The organism is Caulobacter sp. GW821-FHT10E02, from assembly GCF_059415225.1.
Genome location: NZ_JBWKMV010000001.1, coordinates 1,660,282 through 1,677,401 on the forward strand (window position 1 = coordinate 1,660,282; position 17,120 = coordinate 1,677,401).

General features: G+C 68.4%; 11 protein-coding genes. 3 read left to right on the plus strand and 8 right to left on the minus strand.

Annotated elements, in window-relative coordinates; all coding sequences use genetic code 11:
* Positions 1–26: 26 nt before the first annotated feature.
* On the minus strand, positions 27–3,044 hold the full coding sequence (locus AC07NI_RS07385; protein WP_494617379.1) for a TonB-dependent receptor: 3,018 nt from the start codon (positions 3,042–3,044) through the stop codon (positions 27–29).
* A 295-nt stretch (positions 3,045–3,339) separates the two neighbouring features.
* On the opposite strand from AC07NI_RS07385, the gene AC07NI_RS07390 reads away from it, so the two are divergent.
* Positions 3,340–5,328, plus strand: coding sequence for a calcineurin-like phosphoesterase C-terminal domain-containing protein (locus AC07NI_RS07390; protein ID WP_494617381.1), 1,989 nt, complete (start codon positions 3,340–3,342; stop codon positions 5,326–5,328).
* On the opposite strand, the gene AC07NI_RS07395 is transcribed toward AC07NI_RS07390, so the two are convergent.
* The 4 genes from AC07NI_RS07395 to AC07NI_RS07410 all read right to left on the minus strand — a co-directional run bounded on the left by AC07NI_RS07395 (position 5,315) and on the right by AC07NI_RS07410 (position 8,762).
* Positions 5,315–5,527 carry a hypothetical protein gene (locus AC07NI_RS07395; protein WP_494617384.1) on the minus strand — a complete coding sequence of 71 codons (213 nt, stop codon included), beginning with the start codon at positions 5,525–5,527 and terminating at the stop codon, positions 5,315–5,317. The genes AC07NI_RS07390 and AC07NI_RS07395 overlap by 14 nt on opposite strands.
* 90 nt (positions 5,528–5,617) lie before the next feature.
* Positions 5,618–7,099 (minus strand): amidohydrolase, encoded by a 1,482-nt coding sequence (locus tag AC07NI_RS07400; protein ID WP_494617386.1) that lies wholly within the window; start codon positions 7,097–7,099, stop codon positions 5,618–5,620.
* A gap of 96 nt (positions 7,100–7,195) precedes the next feature.
* The gene (locus AC07NI_RS07405) at positions 7,196–8,233 is read right to left on the minus strand and encodes a FecR family protein (RefSeq protein ID WP_494617393.1); all 1,038 of its coding nucleotides are present in this window, start codon (positions 8,231–8,233) and stop codon (positions 7,196–7,198) included.
* Complete coding sequence (locus AC07NI_RS07410) at positions 8,187–8,762, minus strand: RNA polymerase sigma factor (protein ID WP_494617399.1); 576 nt, start codon at positions 8,760–8,762, stop codon at positions 8,187–8,189. Before AC07NI_RS07410 ends, AC07NI_RS07405 begins: the two co-directional genes overlap by 47 nt.
* Positions 8,763–9,026: 264 nt before the next feature.
* On the opposite strand from AC07NI_RS07410, the gene AC07NI_RS07415 reads away from it, so the two are divergent.
* Positions 9,027–11,555, plus strand: a complete 2,529-nt coding sequence (locus tag AC07NI_RS07415; protein WP_494617402.1) for a TonB-dependent receptor — start codon at positions 9,027–9,029, stop codon at positions 11,553–11,555.
* Positions 11,556–11,657: 102 nt separating this feature from the next.
* Complete coding sequence (locus AC07NI_RS07420; RefSeq protein WP_494617406.1) at positions 11,658–13,961, plus strand: TonB-dependent receptor; 2,304 nt, start codon at positions 11,658–11,660, stop codon at positions 13,959–13,961.
* Here the strand turns inward: AC07NI_RS07420 and AC07NI_RS07425 are convergent.
* From AC07NI_RS07425 to AC07NI_RS07435, 3 genes are read right to left on the minus strand one after another with little or no spacing between them, the layout of a single operon-like run.
* A complete protein-coding gene (locus AC07NI_RS07425) occupies positions 13,918–14,604 on the minus strand; it encodes a DNA-3-methyladenine glycosylase (protein ID WP_494617410.1) in 687 nt (228 codons plus the stop codon). The genes AC07NI_RS07420 and AC07NI_RS07425 overlap by 44 nt on opposite strands.
* A complete protein-coding gene (locus AC07NI_RS07430; RefSeq protein WP_494617413.1) occupies positions 14,601–16,007 on the minus strand; it encodes an efflux transporter outer membrane subunit in 1,407 nt (468 codons plus the stop codon). The genes AC07NI_RS07425 and AC07NI_RS07430 overlap by 4 nt, the downstream gene beginning before the upstream one ends.
* Positions 16,000–17,082 carry an HlyD family secretion protein gene (locus AC07NI_RS07435; RefSeq protein WP_494617415.1) on the minus strand — a complete coding sequence of 361 codons (1,083 nt, stop codon included), beginning with the start codon at positions 17,080–17,082 and terminating at the stop codon, positions 16,000–16,002. The genes AC07NI_RS07430 and AC07NI_RS07435 overlap by 8 nt, the downstream gene beginning before the upstream one ends.
* Positions 17,083–17,120 lie beyond the last annotated feature (38 nt).

The window sequence follows — 17,120 nt, forward strand, 5'->3', positions numbered from 1 at the left end:
CAGCGCCGGCCGGGGACGGGCGCGTCCTAGAAGGCGACGCGCAGCTGGATCCGCGCATAGCGCGGGGTCTGGTACTCGACCGGCTGGCCGAAGTGGGTGTCGCGCACGCCGCTGCCGCCGACATCGCCGAACTCGTGGTAGGCGGTCACCGCGTGGGCGTTGAACAGATTGAACACGTCCAGGCGCAGGGTGGCGTCCAGGCGGTCGCCCGGGGTCGGCAGGGTGACCACGGCGCTGGCGTTGAACTGGGTGACCCAGTCGCCGTCGAAGGCCGAGCCGCGATCGACGACCTTGCCCTGGCAGTAGAAGCCATAGCCCTGGTAGCCGTAGGCGGTCTCGTCGACCGACTTGGGCACGATGCCGATGCAGCTGTACTTCCGCGGTGACTGCACCAGGCCGTTGCCGCCCAGGGTCAGCCAGTTGTTCACCTGGTAGCTGCCATAGGCCTTGAAGGTGTGGCGACGGTGGTTGGGCAGGTAGCCGTCGGCGCCGTTCAGGAAGCCCGGCGAGTCGAAGTCGGCGGTGGTGTTGATCGCCGTCTGGCCGTTCTCCGAGCGCACGCCGCCCTCGTAGTTACCCTTCAGGCTGGCCCAGGTGTAGGAGCCCGACAGCGACCACTTGCCGTCGAACGCCCGGTCGAAGGTGGCGGTCAGGGCGTTGTAGTCGCGCTTGGGCTTGGGATAGGTCAGGTCCTTGGCCGACAGGGTGACGATCGGCTTGGAGCCGTCCGGCAGGCTGTTGAGGCGGATGGTGACATCCTCGCCCGGATTGACGATCACCCACTGGCGGCCGCCGCCGAAGCTGGACTGGCACTGGGCGGCGCTGAAGCCGGCCCGCACGCAATAGGCGCGCGCGCCGGTGTCGATGGCGACGTCCTCGACGATGCTGTTCAGCTCGCGGTGCGTGAAGTACGCGCCGACCTTGATCAGGTCGCCGAAGCGGCGCTCATAGCCCAGCACATACTCGTCGGCCGACTGCGGCTTCAGGTTATGGGCTATGGATTCGGCGGTATCGGCCACCAGGCCCGAGGCCGAGACCAGGCAGTTGGAGATCTTGGTGTCCGGGCAGGTGGTGACCCCGTTGGCCCCAGTGATCGCCGCGCCGATGGCCGGGTCGCCGTTGGCGCCGACGCCGTCCAGGCGGTTGTAGCGGGTGTAGGTCACCAGCGAGCCGGCGAACTTCAGCGAAAGATCGCTGGGCAGCGGCAGATAGTAGCGGCCGAAGAAGCCGTAGAGCTTGGACTTGCCGTCGCCGAAGGGGTCGCCGGAGATCGACAGGCGCGGCGCCCACTGATTGCCCGGATCGTAGAAGGTCTTGTTCTCGGCGTTGCGGTTGTCGAAGCGGTCGTTGCGGATGCCGGCCTCGAACTGCAGGCGGTCATTGAACAGCGACCACTGATCCTGGGCGTAGAACGCCTGGTTGACGGTGCCGAAGCTGCCGCTGTTGCGATAGACGCGGGTCGTCACGTACTCGACGCCGGCCGGCAGGTTGCTCTGGTCCGAGCCGGTCGAGCGGTAAAGCTTGAACGCGCCGCGGCCGATCGTCTCGAAGAACTGGGTGGCGGTGTTCTCTTCGTGGTCGTAGCCGACCCGCAGGTGGTGGGCGCCGAACAGGTCGAAGTTGAAGTCGGCGTCGGCGCGATAGAAGGTGCGCTTGTCGTCGTTGAACGACTGGGCGTCGGTGACCTTGTTCAGGCCGATGTTCACGCCGGCGGTGTCGGTCCGGTAGTCGACGACCTGCTCGTGGGTGATGTCCAGCGGCAGCTGGCCATCGCGGAACTTGTTGACGCCATAGGCCGCCGACAGGGTGAACCAGGGCGTGAAGGCGCCGGTGTAGCGCGCGATGTAGTTCTCACCGCCGGCGCGCTGGTTGGTGCCGCCCGTCTCGGCCCCGACCGTCTTGGTGGTCGGGTTGTAGTTCAGGCTGCGATTGCGGACGTCCTTGGTGGTGTCGAAATAGGTGAACTCCAGGTGCTGCTTGCTGGTCAGGTAGCCGTCCAGCTTGCCGCCCCAAAACGGCGCGTCGTCGCTCATCCGCGTGGCGTTGCCGCCCGTGGCCTGGGGCGTGAAGGTCTTCAGCTTGCGCTGGTTGTAGAGGCCGTAGAAGAACAGGCGATCCTTGATGATCGGCCCGCCCAGTTCGGCCACCCACTCCTCGCGCTCGGCCGTGGCGTCCTGGTAGTTGTTGCGGAAGGTGTTGGGCGCGCTGTCGCGCAGGTCGCCCGGCTCCCAGGTCGCGGTCACGCCGCCGTGGAAGACGTTGGTGCCCGACTTGGTGATGGCGTTGACGAAGCCACCGGTCGAGCGGCCGAACTCGGCCGGATAGCCGCCGGTCTTCACTTCCACCGACTTGTAGAAGTCGAACGGCACTTCCACGGGCAGCAGGCCCATGCGGAAGTTGGTGATGTTCAGGCCGTTCACGAAGAAGGCGTTCTCGATGAAGCTGGCGCCCGAGATCGAGATCTGGTTGGCGAAGTTGCCGTTGGCCGAGGACGAGCCCTGGACCACGCCCGGCGACATCAAAGCGATGTCGCGCAGCGAGCGGCCGACCGGCACGCGCTCGGCCAATTCGCCGATCTCGATGGCCGCGCCGGTGGTGGTGATCTCGAAGTCCGGCGTACGCATGCGGCCAGCCTTGACCACGATGGCCTCGACCGAGCCGACCGGCGCCAGGGTGAACTGGTTCGACGCGCCCGAACGGCTGATCAGCACGCCAGCTTCGGTATAGGCGTCAAAGCCGTCGGCGCTGACCGAGACGGCGTAGGCGCCCGGCGTCAGTTGCGGGACGACATAGGCGCCGCTGCCGTTGGTGGTCGCCGAGCGCTTCACGCCCAGGGCTTCCGAGGTCAGCAGCACGGTGGCGCCGGCGATCGGCTTGCCGTCGGCCGACTGCACGCGGCCCGAGGCCTGGACGTTGGTGTAGTCCTCGGCGAAGGCCGGCGCCGTCATCAGCGCGACCGCCGTAATGCTGGTGCTGACCAGGGCCAGCGCCCGCAGCGCCATGACGCCGTTCAGGCGCCGCCTGGCTCGAGTTTGATGACTCACGACCGACTCTCCCAAGAGAAATTTGTGCCCGACGAGTGTTGCGACCCGTCCTGCCGGTCACTGCCCCCTCGCCACGGTCTCCTCTAGGCGTAGTTTGTGGATGTGATGTGACATTTGTTGATTTTATGTTGATGTCACGGGAGATTGGCTTGCACTTCGTGAGCATTTTGACCACAAAACCCGCGAAACCCACACAGAAGCCCTCCGCCGGCGGTTAAATCGCCACCCGCGCGCACGGCTTCATCGGGGTGTGTCAGACGTCCGTCAAAGAGGGGCGTCTTCAGCGAAGAGGCCCATGGTGACCAAGACTTCCCTGCCGATCGCCCTGCTGTGCGCGACGATCCTCGGCGGCTGCGCCAGCGCCGCCCTGGCCGCCGCACCGGATCCAACCGCGCCCTATTTCGCCGACATCGACGTGCGCCGCGACGCGCGGACGGACGAGAAAACCATCGCCGGCGTGGTGTTCGACGATACGAACCACAACGGCCGCCTGGACGCGGGCGAGCGCGGCGTGGCGGGCGTGAAGGTCTCCAACAGCCGCGAGGTCGTGCTGACCGACAAGGCTGGCCGCTACGCCTTGCCCGTCCGTCCGGACATGGCGGTGTTCGTGATCCAGCCCAGCGGCTGGCGCGTGCCCACCGATACGCGCTGGGTCCCGCGCTTCGCCTACCAGCACAAGCCGGCCGGCACGCCCAAGGCGCTGCGCTATGGCGGCCTGCCGCCGACTGGTCCTTTGCCGTCGGCGATCAACTTTCCGATCATTCCCACAAAACCCGGTCAAAACTTCGACTGCGCGGTCCTGGGCGACGTGCAGCCGGCGTCGAACATCGAGGTCGGCTATGTCCGTGACTCGCTGGTCCGAGAGCTGGTCAACGCGCCGAGCAAGCCCGCCTGCCTGCTGGCTCTTGGTGACATCGTCAGCGACGACCTGCACCTGATCCCGCGCACCGCCGAGGTCATGGGCTCCATCGGCGTCCCGCAGTGGTGGGTGCAGGGCAATCACGACTACGACCACGACGCCGACCACGACATCGACAGCTCCGACACCTGGCGGCGGCTGTATGGCCCCAACAACTACGCGTTCGAGATGGGCCAGGCGGTGTTCATCGTGCTGGACAACGTCTCGTTCCCCTGCGGCGAGGACCCGCGCGAGGCCCGCGAGCGGCCGTTCTGCAAGCAGTACTGGAAGACCTATGCCGGTCGCCTGCTGCCCGACCAGATGGCCTTCATCGAGAACGTCCTGAAGACGACCGATCCGAAGAAGCTGGTGGTGTTCGCCGCCCACATCCCGTTCGTCGGCTTCGACAATTCCGAGTCCCAGCCGCACCAGACGGCCAATCTCGACGAGCTCTACGCCCTGGTGAAGGGCCGCCCGGCCCTCTCCCTGACCGGTCACAGCCACACGCTGGAGAACATGGCTCCCGGCGACTCGATGGCCGGCTGGAAGGAGAACGTCGGCGTCTCGACCATCCCCTTCCGCCACCTGGTGGCCGGCGCCGTGGCCGGCGACTGGTGGGGCGGCGACTACGACATCGACGGCACGCCGATGAGCATCCAGGGCGACGGCTCGCCGCGCGGCTACGTCGACTTCGACGTGAAGGGCGTGAACTACACGCTCGACTACCGCGCCAGCGGCCTGCCGCGCGACCGGGCCATGTGGCTGTCGGTCAGCACCCCGGCCTTCCGCGACTGGGCCGACAAGATCTTCGCCTGGCGCGACGCGCCGGAGGACAAGCGCGATCCCGTGCCGCCGCTCAGCGTCCAGGACCTGCCAGACGTGAAGATGCTGACCCCGTCCGACCTGGCCGGCCAGAGCTGGCTGACCGCCGACGTCTGGATGGGCGACTCGACGACCAAGGTCATGGTCGCCGTCGATGGCGCCGCGCCGGTCCCGATGATCCGAACCCAGGAGATGAAGGGTGAAGCGGTCCACAGCGGCTCGACCTGGTCGGATCCGTTCGCCCTGCAGCGCCAGCTGACCATGGCCCGCGCCGCGATCCAGAGCCGCTCGGGCGATCCGGAGACCCAAGGCTATGTCCAGGGCCGCCAGAAGCGCCTGCCGCCGATGCCGCCGCAGCCGCGTGGCTCGCGCGCCGACCATTCGCCGCACATCTGGCGCTACGACCTGCCCAAGACCCTGGCCGAGGGCATGCACACGGCGGTGGTCACAATCACCCGCGACCAGGGCGAGGCGTCGCGCGACACCCTGGTGTTCGAGGTGCGCCCCACGCGCCCGAAGCCGACCTTCGACTTCGAGCACTGGGACAAGTTCAAGAACCAGTAGGCGCGGCCAACATATATCGCGCCAGCCGGGCCTGGATCCGCTCCCAGGTCTTGAGCTTGACCGGCTCGCCCTTGCGCAGCTTGGTCCAGGTCGTCTCGCTGATGCCGTAGACGTCGGTCAGGTGCTCGCGCGTGATCGCCGGCAAGGCGGCCTTGAGCGCTTCGAAACGCTCAAGGCTGACAGTGATGGTCTGGACCACGCGGAACTCCAATACGCTTAGAAAGGGTGCGGCCGACGCACAGGGGGGATGGCGCCGGCCGCTGACGATCGCCGGGGAAGGACGCGATCGTTATTCCTTGCCCGAGGCGGGCTTGCGGTAGTCCAGCGCCGGCGGACGGTCGCCCAGCATGGCCTTGTAGGCGAAGTTGGGACCGCGACGCTCGTTGAGTTCGGCCTTGGCCTTCTTGACGACGTCCGGGTTGGAGAACAGGTCCGCGCCCGTCAGGGCCAGGGTCTTGGCCGCGTTGACCGCGCCCTTGACGCCGATCGACGAGCCGGCGGCGGCCACGTTCTGCCAGCTGTGTCCGGCCGAGCCCGGCACGAAGGTGGCGGTGCCCAGGCCGACGGTCGGGGTGACCCAGCTGATGTCCGACACGTCGGTCGAACCGCCGCCACCTTCCAGCTCGACCTTGTAGGGCTCGATGGTCTTGACGCTGTCGATCGACGGCGCGCTGGGGAAGCTGGTCTGGATCTTCTTGGCGAAGGCGATCTCTTCCGGCGTCCAGGTGATGCCGCCGACCTTGCGCAGGTTGGCGTCCATGACGCGGCCCAGGGTGTCGTTGGGCAGCAGGGCGTAGACGCCGCCGGTGATCTCGGTGTCGACCGTCGTGCCGGTGGCCAGGGCTGCGCCCTTGGCGGCGTTCTCGACCCGCGACCAGACGTCCTTGACCACGGCTGGGTCGGGATGGCGGACGTAGTAATAGACCTCGGCGAAGTCGGGCACGACGTTCGGGGCGGTGCCGCCGGCGGTGATCACGTAGTGGATGCGGGTCTTGTCAGGGGTGTGCTCGCGCAGGAAGTTGGTGGCGACGTCCATGACCTCGACGCCGTCCAGGGCCGAGCGGCCCTTCTCCGGCGCGCCGGCGGCGTGGGCCGAGATGCCGTGGAAGCGGAACTTGCCGCTGATATTGGCCATCGACACGCCCTGGACGGCCGAGTTTTCGTTGGCCGGGTGCCAGTGCAGCGTGGCGTCGACGTCGTTGAACAGGCCGTCGCGGACCAGATAGACCTTGCCCGAGCCGCCTTCCTCGGCGGGGGTGCCGAACACGCGCAGCTCGCCCTTGATGTTGTTCTTGACCATCCAGTCCTTGATGGCGACGGCCGCGCCGACCGAGGCGGCGCCGAACAGGTTGTGGCCGCAGCCGTGGCCGGCGACCTGGCCGGGGATGCCGGTCTTCGTCGGCTCGGCCGTCTGGGCCAGGCCCGGCAGGGCGTCGAACTCGGCCAGGATGGCGATGACCGGACCCGCGCCGTTCTTGAAGCTGCCGACGAAGGCGGTCGGCTCACCGGCGACGCCGGCCTTCACGTCGAAGCCGGCGGCCTTCAGCTGGCCTTGCAGCAGGGCCGAACTCTTGACCTCCTGGTAGCCTACCTCGGCGAAGCCCCAGATCTTCAGGGCCGCGTCCTGGATCTGCGGGGCGTCGGCGTCGACGGCCTTGAGGATCTGGGTGCGGGCGGCGTCGGTCAGCGGCGCGGCGTGGGCCTGGGTCGCGAGCACGCCCGTCGCCATGCTGGCGGACAGGAGGGCGAGCTTCAGAGCGGACAGCTTCATTGGAACGGTTTCCCCGGTGGCGAAGGTCGGCGCCAACGGGCGCCCACCTAGTACGACGTAGGGCGATCGCCGCCCCTCACCTGGGGTGCAGAAATTTTATTCGGCCGCGCCGCGTATCGAGCGCGGGCGCACCAACTCGACCTGCTTGTCGTCGGCGCGGCCGACATCGGCCAAGCCATAGGTCTTGAGTGCGGCCACGAAGGCATCGATCTGGCCGGTCTTGAAGACGCCACTGACCGGCGTGGCCCCGAGCGCCGGATCGGACAGTGACAGCTTGCGCTCGGAGAAGCGGTTCATCTCGGCGATGACGGCCGACAGCGGTTCGCCGTCGAACACCAGCCGGCCCTTCAGCCAGGCGGATTCCTTGGCGGTGTCGACGGTCGAGATCGCCCAGTCGGCGGGCTCGGCGGCCACGAAGCGCGAGCCGGCCGACATCTCGACGCGGCGTTCGCCCTTCGGTTCATCGGCGGCGATGCGCACGCGCCCCTCGACCAGGGTCACCGACAGCTTGCCCGGCTCCATGCGCACGTCGAAGGCCGTACCGACGGCGGTCACGCGCTTGTCGCCGGCCGCGACCACGAACGGGCGCGAAGGGTCCTTGGCGACCTGGAAGAAGGCCTGGCCGCGCAGCAGTGTCAGGCGGCGCTCCTTGGCCCAGTGGTTCACCCGCACGGCGGAGTCGGTGCTGAGCGTCACGACCGAGCTGTCGGCGAGGCGGAAGGTCGAGCTTTCGCCGACGGCGGTGCTGAACACCGGCTCCTCGGGAGGCGAGGCTGGCGCGGCGTCACCGCCCAGCCAGCGCTTGCCGACCACGGCCCCGCCGAAGGCGGCGACCAGTCCGGCGGCCGCCAGGCCCAGGGTTCGGCGGTTCAGGCGCGGGCGCGTATCGCCGGCGTTCAGGGCATAGGCGCGCAGGGCGGCGAAGCCCGGATCGCTTTCGATGTCGGAAAAGCTGTTCCAGGTGCCGTTGAGGTCGTCCCAGGCCATGGCATTGCGCGCGTCGGCCTTCAGCCAGCGCTCGAACTCCCGCCGCATGCGCGGGGACACGTCATCACCTTGCAGTCGCGCGAACCAAAGGGAGGCGGCGCTATCCGGGTCGTCGTGTATCTCTTTGCCCGACGTGGTCGACGTCATCCTGGTCTCGCAGACGCGCGTGCAGATGACGCAGCGCCTTCATCACATGTTTCTCGACAGCGCTGACGGAGACCCCCAGGCGCTGGGCGACGCGCTTGTAGCTCATCTCCTCGAAGCGCACGAGGATGAAAACCTGACGCGTGCGTTCTGGTAGCTCGTTGAGAGCCGCCATGGCGCGCGCCATTTTCTCACGTCCCTGTAAGACGCGCTCGGGCGACATATCATCAACGGGGTGATGAATTTCTTGCAGTTCGCAGTGATCGGACCGTCGGCGGGTGCGGTCGCGACGTCCGCGATCGATCAGGACATTGGCCGCGACCTCGAAGAGATAGCCCTCGACATTGGTCACGACAGCGCCAGGCTGACGCTTCTGGATGCGGAGGAGAACCTCCTGCACCAGGTCCTCGACGTCGTTGGCGTTGGCCCGACGGGAAAAGAACGCCCGCAGCGCCGGCGTGAAGCGCGCGCCGCAGTCCGACAGGTCGGCGACCTGCTCGGGAAGCTTGGAAGGCTTAGCGCCCCATATCACTGTGTCGGCCCCAACATGACACTCAGGTGAAATTGCGTTCCCCCCTGTGTCAAGGGACGCAATCGGGGTGAAGGAACCGCGACGCAACCCGTGGCCTGTTGCCTATTGCCTATGCAACACGCGATCTTAGGGCGTCAGGGCGCGCTGCGAAGCATGGCCGCCCGGCGAAATGCGGCATGGTGCGCGCCTTCGACGGCGTGATGTCCAGGCCGTTGGGGAGGTCGGGATTCGTTGTTGCCCAGGTCCAGAGGCTCGGAAGCGTCCGTGAGGCGCGGCGCCGTCATGGCCCTGCTCTGCGCCACGGCCGTGACTGCGTCGCCGGTGGCGGCGGCCGAGAGCGCTCGACGTCCGGACTCGACCTACCGCTTCGACATCGCCGCCCAGCCCCTTAGCCAGGCGCTGAACCAGCTGGCCTTGCGCAGCGATCGCGAGATCCTGTTCTCCACCGCCTTGACCCAGGGCAAGCGCAGTTCCGGCCTGAACGGCGTGTTCACGGCCGAGGCGGCGCTGCAGCGCCTGCTGTCAGGATCGGGGCTGGCCGTCCGCCTGGAAGGCCGCAGCTTCCTGATCGTACCCGCCGCGAAGCCCGTCGAGGCCGACACGCCGGACGCGCCCCCTGCTCCGCCCTCGCCGCCCGTTGCGATCGACTCGGTGGTCGTCACGGCGCTGAAGCGTTCCAGCCTGATCCAGCAGACGCCGATCAGCATGACCGTGGTCTCCGGCGAGCAGGTGTCGCGCCTGGGCGTCCTCGACCTGGAAAAGGCCGCGCCGCTGCTGCCGGGCCTGAAACTGGTCTCCACCGCCTTTGGCCGACGCCTGGTGCTGCGCGGCGTCTACGGCGCCGGCGAAGCGACGACCGGGCTATATTATGACGAGACGCCGATGACCGGGCCGGTCGGCACCACCGCCGATCCCGGGGTGATGGCGCCGGAACTGGCCCTGGTCGACGTCGACCGCATCGAGCTTCTGCGGGGACCGCAGGGCACGCTCTACGGCTCCGGCGCGATGGGCGGAGCGCTGCGCATCCTGTTCAAGCGTCCGGACCTTTCGGACGACGGGGCCTCGATCGGCGCTTCGCTGTCCTCCGCCGCCCATGGCGGGCAAGGCGGCGGAGCGAACGCCGCGCTGAACGCCGTCATCATCCCCGAGACCCTGGCCGTGCGCCTGACGGCCTACGACCAGCGACAGCCCGGCGTGATCGACAATGTCCGTCTGGGCCTGAACGACATCGACGCCTCGCGCGTGCGAGGCGTGCGGCTGGCGACGCTATGGTCGCCGGGACCACGGTTCTCGGCCCTGGTGTCGGCCACGCACCAGGCCAGCCATCGCGACGACATCTCGGCCTGGAACGACACCGCCGGCCCGTGGCGCACCGTCCACGCCGCCCGCGCGCCCTTCGACGGCGATATCGATCTGGCGGCGGCGACCCTGAAATGGCGCGGCGACGCCGTGGACGTCACGGCGGTGTCGTCCTGGTACCGCTGGCGGCTGACCCGCCGCTCCGACTACAGCGGCGTGCTGATCGGCGAGCGGACCAACGCGGCCGGCTGTCTGCGGATGTTCGCCATGACCTGCGACGCCACGCAGATGGCCAGCTACTCGGCCTATGTCGACAGCGTCTATCCGGCGATCCTCAACCAGCCGGCCGAGTTGACCGCGCAGATCCACGAGATCCGGGCCTCGTCCGTCGGCGATGGCCCGCTGACCTGGACGCTAGGCGCCTATCGCGAGGTGCGGGGCGACTCCATCGATAGCCAGGTCCGGCACGTCGATCCCCTGACCGGCGCCCTGACCGAACCGCCGGCGCTGATCGGCCGCCGCGACATCGAGAACCACCTCTCCCAGAGCGCGGTCTTCGGCGAGGTCTCCTACGCCATCGCGCCCGAGACCGAGCTGACCTTCGGCGCGCGACGCTTCGACTACGTCAAGCGTGACCGGGGCGCGGTGCAGATCGCCAATGTCATTTCCGGAACCTGGGCCGACTACGCGATCGACGCGCGGACGCAGGAGCGGGGCTGGAGCCTGAAGGCCCTGGCCAGCCACCAGTTCTCTCCGGGCCTGTTCGGTTACGCCCAGGTCTCGCAGGGCTTCCGCCCCGGCGGCGTCAATGTCGTGCCTGGCCTGCCGCAAGGCCTGGCGGTCTATCGCTCGGATCGCCTGAACAACTACGAGCTTGGCCTCAAAGCCCAGAGCGCCGACCGGCGCTTCACGGCCAATGTGGCGCTCTATCACATCGCCTGGCGGGACATGCAGTACGCCGCCCAGACCCAGAACCGCGCCTTCAACTACGTCACCAATGTCGGGGCCGCACGCATCCATGGGCTGGAGCTCGAGGCCGCTGCCCAACGCGTGCTGGGCTGGGACCTGACGGGCGCCCTGACCTTGACCGACGCGCGGCTGACCGCCAACCAGCTGACCAACACCGCGATCGGCCTGGGCCTGGAAGGCGACCGCCTGCCCACCGTGCCCCGCAAGACCGCCTCTGCCTCGATGCAACGCCGCTGGATCCTGTCCAGCGATCTGACGGGCCGGCTTCGGCTCGAAGGCTCCTATGCGGGCACGGCGCGGTCGGCGTTCAACGCGGGCAACAGCGACTATCTGAAGATGGGCGGCTATGCCGTCTTTGGCGCCAGTTTCAGCTTGGAGCATCCCGACTGGACCCTCGATCTGTCGGTCGACAACCTGCTGGACCGGGCCGGCCGCGCCAACGCCGCACGCAATACCTCGGGGCCGGTCGAGTACTTCGGCGCGGCGCCGCGCACCCTCCGGTTGGGCATTGAACGACGCTTTTAACGCAGCGTCGCCTTTTTCGCATACGCCAGGTGAGGAAGCCCTTCGACCTTGCGTCTGATCCTACAGGCCGCCGTCGAGCGCGCCGTCAAATGGGGATCAACAATGATGCAGTTTCGCGGCCTTCGCGCCCTGGCCCTGAGCGCCAGCGCGCTGACCAGCCTGGTGGCGGGCCAGGCTTTCGCCCAGCAGGCGTCCGACACCGCCCAGATCGAGGAAGTGGTCGTCACGGCGCTGAAGCGCTCCACCACCGTCCAGACCACCCCGATCAGCGTCAGCGCGGTCACCGAGAAGTCGCTGCAGGCGCTGGGCGCACAAGGCATCCAGGACTATTTCCGTACGGTCCCGAACCTGCAGGTCGACGGCAACTCGCCGACCAGCCGTCGCCTGACCCTACGCGGCGTGCGCAGCGCCGGTGAAGCCACCGTCGGCCTCTACTACGACGAAACCCCGCTGACCGGCCCCGCCGGCACCACCGCCGACGCCAGCTCGACCAGCGCCGACGTCAACCTGTTCGACGCCGAGCGCGTCGAGGTCCTGCGCGGTCCGCAAGGCACGCTGTACGGCTCGGGCTCGATGGGCGGCACCCTGCGCGTGATCCTCAACAAGCCCGACGCCAGCCGCTACGCCGGCGCCGTCGAGGCCCAGGGCACCTCCACCAAGGGCGGCAGCAACGGCTATTCGGTGAAGGGCATGGTCAACGTGCCCCTGATCGAGGACAAGCTGGCCGCGCGCCTGGTGCTCTACAAGACCGAAGGCGGCGGCTATGTCGACGACGTCCTGCTGAACAAGAAGGACATCAACGACCAGCACTCCAGCGGCGGTCGCCTGATGCTGGGCTTCACGCCCACCGACACCCTGACGATCAACGCTTCGGGCCTGTACCAGAAGACCACCCTGGACGGTCAAAACAGCTGGTATCCGGCGCTGGGCAAGGACACCTATTCGACCAACGCCCGCGTCATCGCCCCGACCAGCGACAATCTGCGGATGTACAACGTCACGGGCAAATGGGACCTGAGCTTCGCCACCGTCACGGCGACCTCGTCCTATTACAAGTGGACGCTGCTGCGGAACTCCGACTACAGCCCCACCCTGTCCGGCAGCCGCGCCAACGCCACCTCGTGCCGCAACTGGGTCGCCGGCGGCCCGGCCGCCACCGGCGCGACGAACCCGGCCTGTACGGCCACGCAGCTGACGGCCTACACCGCCTATGCCGACAGCCGCACCCCGGGCGCGCTCTACCAGCCGATGGGCCTGACCTCGTGGAACCACGAGCTGCGCATGACCGGCTCGCTGTTCGACGACAAGGTCGACTGGACGGCCGGCGTCTATCTCGAAAAGCGTGAAGACTACATCGAGAGCAAGGTGGCCAAGGGCGATGCGACCACGGGCGTCATCAACCCCAACGACCTGACCGCCTGGCGCCACGTCGGCACCGACACCAAGCAGACCGCCTTCTTCGGTGAAGTCTCGTGGAAGCCGGTCGACAAGCTGACCCTGACCGGCGGCCTGCGCCGCTTCAAGTACGACAAGACGGTCTCGGGCCAGGTCCTGATCAGCAACTTCATCACCCAGTCCTACGTCGGTCCGCCCGCCCAGGTCGACGCCGGCGCCGACGGCTGGGTCAGCAAGCTGAACGCCTCCTACCAGGTCACCTCCGACGTCATGCTCTACGCGGTGGCGGCCAAGGGCTTCCGCCCGGGCGGCGCCAACAACGTGCCGGGTCTGGCCAGCGCGCTGCTGGGCTACGCGCCCGACAGCCTCTGGAACTACGAAGGGGGCATCAAGAGCCAGTGGTTCGACCGTCGCCTGACCCTGAACGCGGCCATCTACCAGATCGACTGGTCGAACATGCAGATCTCGGCGACCAGCGCCAACGGCGCCTTCAGCTATCTGACCAACGCCGGCAAGGCCAAGATCAAGGGCTTCGAGATCGAGGCCACGGCGCGTCCGATCACCGGCCTGACGATCAGCGGCACCGCCGCCATCGTCGACGCCAAGCTGACGGAAGACCAAGCCAACTCGACCATCCTGATCACCGGCTCGACCGGCCTGCGCGGCGACGAGTTCCCGAACGTGGCTAAGTACAGCGGCTCGGCCGCGGTCGAATACACCTGGCCGCTGAAGGGCGACCTGAACGGCCTGCTGCGCGCCGACTACGCCTATGTCGGCCAGTCCGCCTCGCAGTTCCGTCCGACCTATGTCTACTACGAGAAGCAGGGCGACTACGGCTACGCCAACCTCCGCGCCGGCGTCGAAGGCGCCGACTGGGGCGCTTATCTCTTCGTCAACAACGTCACCGACGAAGTTGGCCTGATGAGCGTGACCTCGGCGGTCAACAACGCCAAGCAGGTCGTCAGCATCAACCCGCGCACGGCTGGCTTCCAGGTCCGCAAGCGCTTCTAACCCTGAGCGACGGGCGGGCCTCCTCGGCTCGCCCGTCGTTTCCACCTTGGCGGCCTTCAGCCCCACTGACGAACCGGTTTCCCTGTTCGTAGAACCGCAGGACCCGCTCGGGATCCTGGTGCGCCGAGAGGCCGATCCTGACGCTCTCGCCGATCGGGCCAGGTTCGCGGTCGGCGTGACCGATCCAAAGAGGTCCTGGCTCACAGAGGTCGAGACCGTCGGCCCAGCCTTCGATCCGCAACGCTTCGGCCAGACGCCCAGGGCCTCGCGTCAGCTTCTGCGGGATCCTGGTCCCGCGGTTCTGCTGCATGATCTCGATGCCGTCGAGCGGCTCCAGGGCCCGGATTAGGACGCCCGCCCCAATCCCTTCGGGCTCACTGGAGACGTTCAGCATCCACGACACGCCATAGGCCAGATAGACATAGGCATGGCCGGGCTCGCGGAAGAGCGAGCGGGTGCGTGGCGTCGCGCCGCGAAACGCGTGGCCGGCCGCGTCGCCCACGACATAGGCCTCGGTCTCGACGATGCGGCCGCTGGTGAAGGCCTTCGACGTCTCGCGCACGACCACCTTGCCGATCAGGAAGCGGGCCAGCGCGACGGTGTCGACCGGCAGTTCGTCGCGGGTCAGCCTGCGATAGGTCACGCGCCCTCCTCCCGCCAACCGCCGCCCAGCGCGCGGACCAGCGCCAGATCGAGGATGAACCGGCGCGCCTGCAACGTCGCGACGGCGCGTTGCGTGGCCAGCATCCGATCCTCGGCGACCAGCACCGCCGTGAAGTCGGTCGCGCCGGCCGTATAGCGGCGCTTGGCCAAGGTCCAGGCGCGGGTCGCCGCGTCCTGGGCCTGGAGGGTTTCGGCCAGCCGGCGATCCAGCGCGCGTTGCGAGGTGACGGCGTCGGCGACCTCCTCCAGCGCCAGGTTCAGCGTGGCGTCATAGGCGGCGACGGCGGCGTCGTAGTCGGCGCGCGCCACCTTGAAACCGACCTTACGGCGACCGCCGTCGAAGATCGGCAGGCCCAGCACGACGCCGGCCGAGCCGAGATCGGAGCCCGCATCGGCGAGACGGCTGACGCCCAGCGACTGCACGCCGATCAGGCCCACGAGATTGACGTTCGGATAGAAGGCCGCGTGCGCGACGTCGATCCGCTCAGACGCGGCCTCGGCGCGCCAGCGGGCCGCCACCAGGTCCGGACGGCGCGCGATCAGCGCCGACGGCAGGTCGCTCGGTAAGCCCAGTCCGTGCAGCTGTGAGACTTCGGGGCGTTCGATCGTCGCGGCGCGATCGGGCGCCTGCCCCGTCAGCGCCGCTAGCCGCAGGCGGGTCAGGGCGATCTGCTCGTCGGTCGCCTCCAGCTCGGCGCGCGCCAGCGGCGGCCCGACCTCCGCCTGCCGCAGCTCGGCGTCGGAGTCGTAGCCCCGGGCCGTCCGGCGGCGGACGAGGTCGAGGGTCTGTTCGCGCACCGACAAGGTGGCGGCCAGGGCGTCACGGTCGGCGAACAGCCGCGCCAGATCGGCATAGGCCGCCGCGATCGACGTCGAGACGATCAGCCGAGCGGCGGCCGTGTCGGCGCTGGCAGCAGCCGCTTCCGACGTCGCCGCCGCCACGGCCGCACGGTTCTTGCCCCACAGATCGAGTTCGTAGCTGAAGTCGAGGCCCGCCCGGGCGCTGTCGTTCCAGCCGTGCAGCGCGGGCGGCGTGGGCACCCCTGTATTGTAGCTGGGCTTGGCCTCGCTCAGCCCGCCTGCGGTCGAGACCGTTGGCAGCTGCGCCGCCCTCGCCTGCCCGGCCAAGGCAGAGGCGCGTCGTAGTCGAGCCTCCGCGAGCGCGATCGTCGGTGCGTCCCGTAGCCCTGTTTCGATCAGTGCGGCCAGCTGGGGGTCGCCATATCGGGTCCACCAGGTTTCAGTCGGCCACTCGGCGAACGGGCCGGCGAACACCCTCTGTTCAGTCACGACCTTAACCACCGGCTTAGGGCCGAGATCGGGCGCAGCGCAGGCCGAGGCCAGCAGCGCGCCGACCAGTGAGAGGGCGATGGCGCTACGCATGGTCGCCTCCCGCGCAGCGGAAGCCGCCGAACAGAGCCGACAAGCCCGAGGCACGGCCGGCATGTGAGCCAATGGCGATCCGGGGCTCGACCGACATGCCCGATCCCAAGCGATCAAGGCCCGGCTGGCCGGCGTCGAACAGGATCCGCACCGGGAAGCGCCGGACGATCTTGGTGAAGTTGCCCGTCGCATTATCGGGCGGGATCACCGAGAACTCCGAGCCGGACGCGGCCGACAGGCTCTCGACCGTGCCGCAGAAGGTCTGGTCGCTGGCCGCGTCGACGCGGATCTGCACGCGGTCGCCGGCGCGGATGCGCGACAACTGGGTCTCGCGCAGATTGGCCTCGATCCACAACGCCTTAGTCGGGGCGACCGCCATCAGGCGCGTCCCGACGCCGACATATTCGCCGAGCCGGATGTTGCGGGCGGCCACCAGGCCCTCGCGCGGCGCGGTGATCACCGTGCTGGACAGGTCATTGCGCGCCTTGAAGAGCTTGGCCTGCGCGCTCAGCTGGGCCGCCAGGTTCGCCTGGCGCTGCGCGTCCAGGACCTGCAGTTGACGCCGGGCATAGGCGCCCTGGGCCAGGGATTGGGCCAGGGTCGACTGGCCGCGAACATCCTCGGCCACGGCCTGGTCGTAGACCGAGCGACTGACCGCGCCGTCGCCGACGAGGTCCTTGGCGCGGGCGAAGTCGGCCCCAGCGCGGCGGGCCTGGGCCTTGGCGGCGGCCACCGCCGCGTCCGCGACCAGGATCTGGGCCTGTTGTAGCTGGACCTGGGCCTCGATCTGCGCGGCGCCGGCCTTCTGTTGCGCCAGCCCGGCCTCGGCGTCGGCGACCGCCGCCTGGTAGTCGCGCGGATCGATGCGCGCCAGGACCTGGCCCGGCGCGACCCGGCGATTGTTCTCGGTGGCGACCTCGACGACATAGCCTGGGACCTTGGCGGCCACGAAGGTCAGGTCGCCGCGCACATAGGCGTTGTCGGTCGCCTCGAACGGGGTCACTCGATGCCACAGGCCATAGCCGGCGGCGATGGCCAGTCCCAGGGCCGCCACCGAAGCGGTGGCGATGGCCACACGTCGGCTGGCGTTCCTCGGGGCTGATGGTTCGGGCG

Excerpts from the sequence above, each read along its gene's own strand:
- AC07NI_RS07390 (WP_494617381.1), top strand. The coding sequence starts at position 3,340 with ATGGTGACCAAGACTTCCCTGCCGATCGCCCTGCTGTGCGCGACGATC.
- AC07NI_RS07400 (WP_494617386.1), bottom strand. The coding sequence starts at position 7,099 with ATGAAGCTGTCCGCTCTGAAGCTCGCCCTCCTGTCCGCCAGCATGGCG.
- AC07NI_RS07405 (WP_494617393.1), bottom strand. The coding sequence starts at position 8,233 with ATGACGTCGACCACGTCGGGCAAAGAGATACACGACGACCCGGATAGC.
- AC07NI_RS07420 (WP_494617406.1), top strand. The coding sequence starts at position 11,658 with ATGATGCAGTTTCGCGGCCTTCGCGCCCTGGCCCTGAGCGCCAGCGCG.
- AC07NI_RS07430 (WP_494617413.1), bottom strand. The coding sequence starts at position 16,007 with ATGCGTAGCGCCATCGCCCTCTCACTGGTCGGCGCGCTGCTGGCCTCG.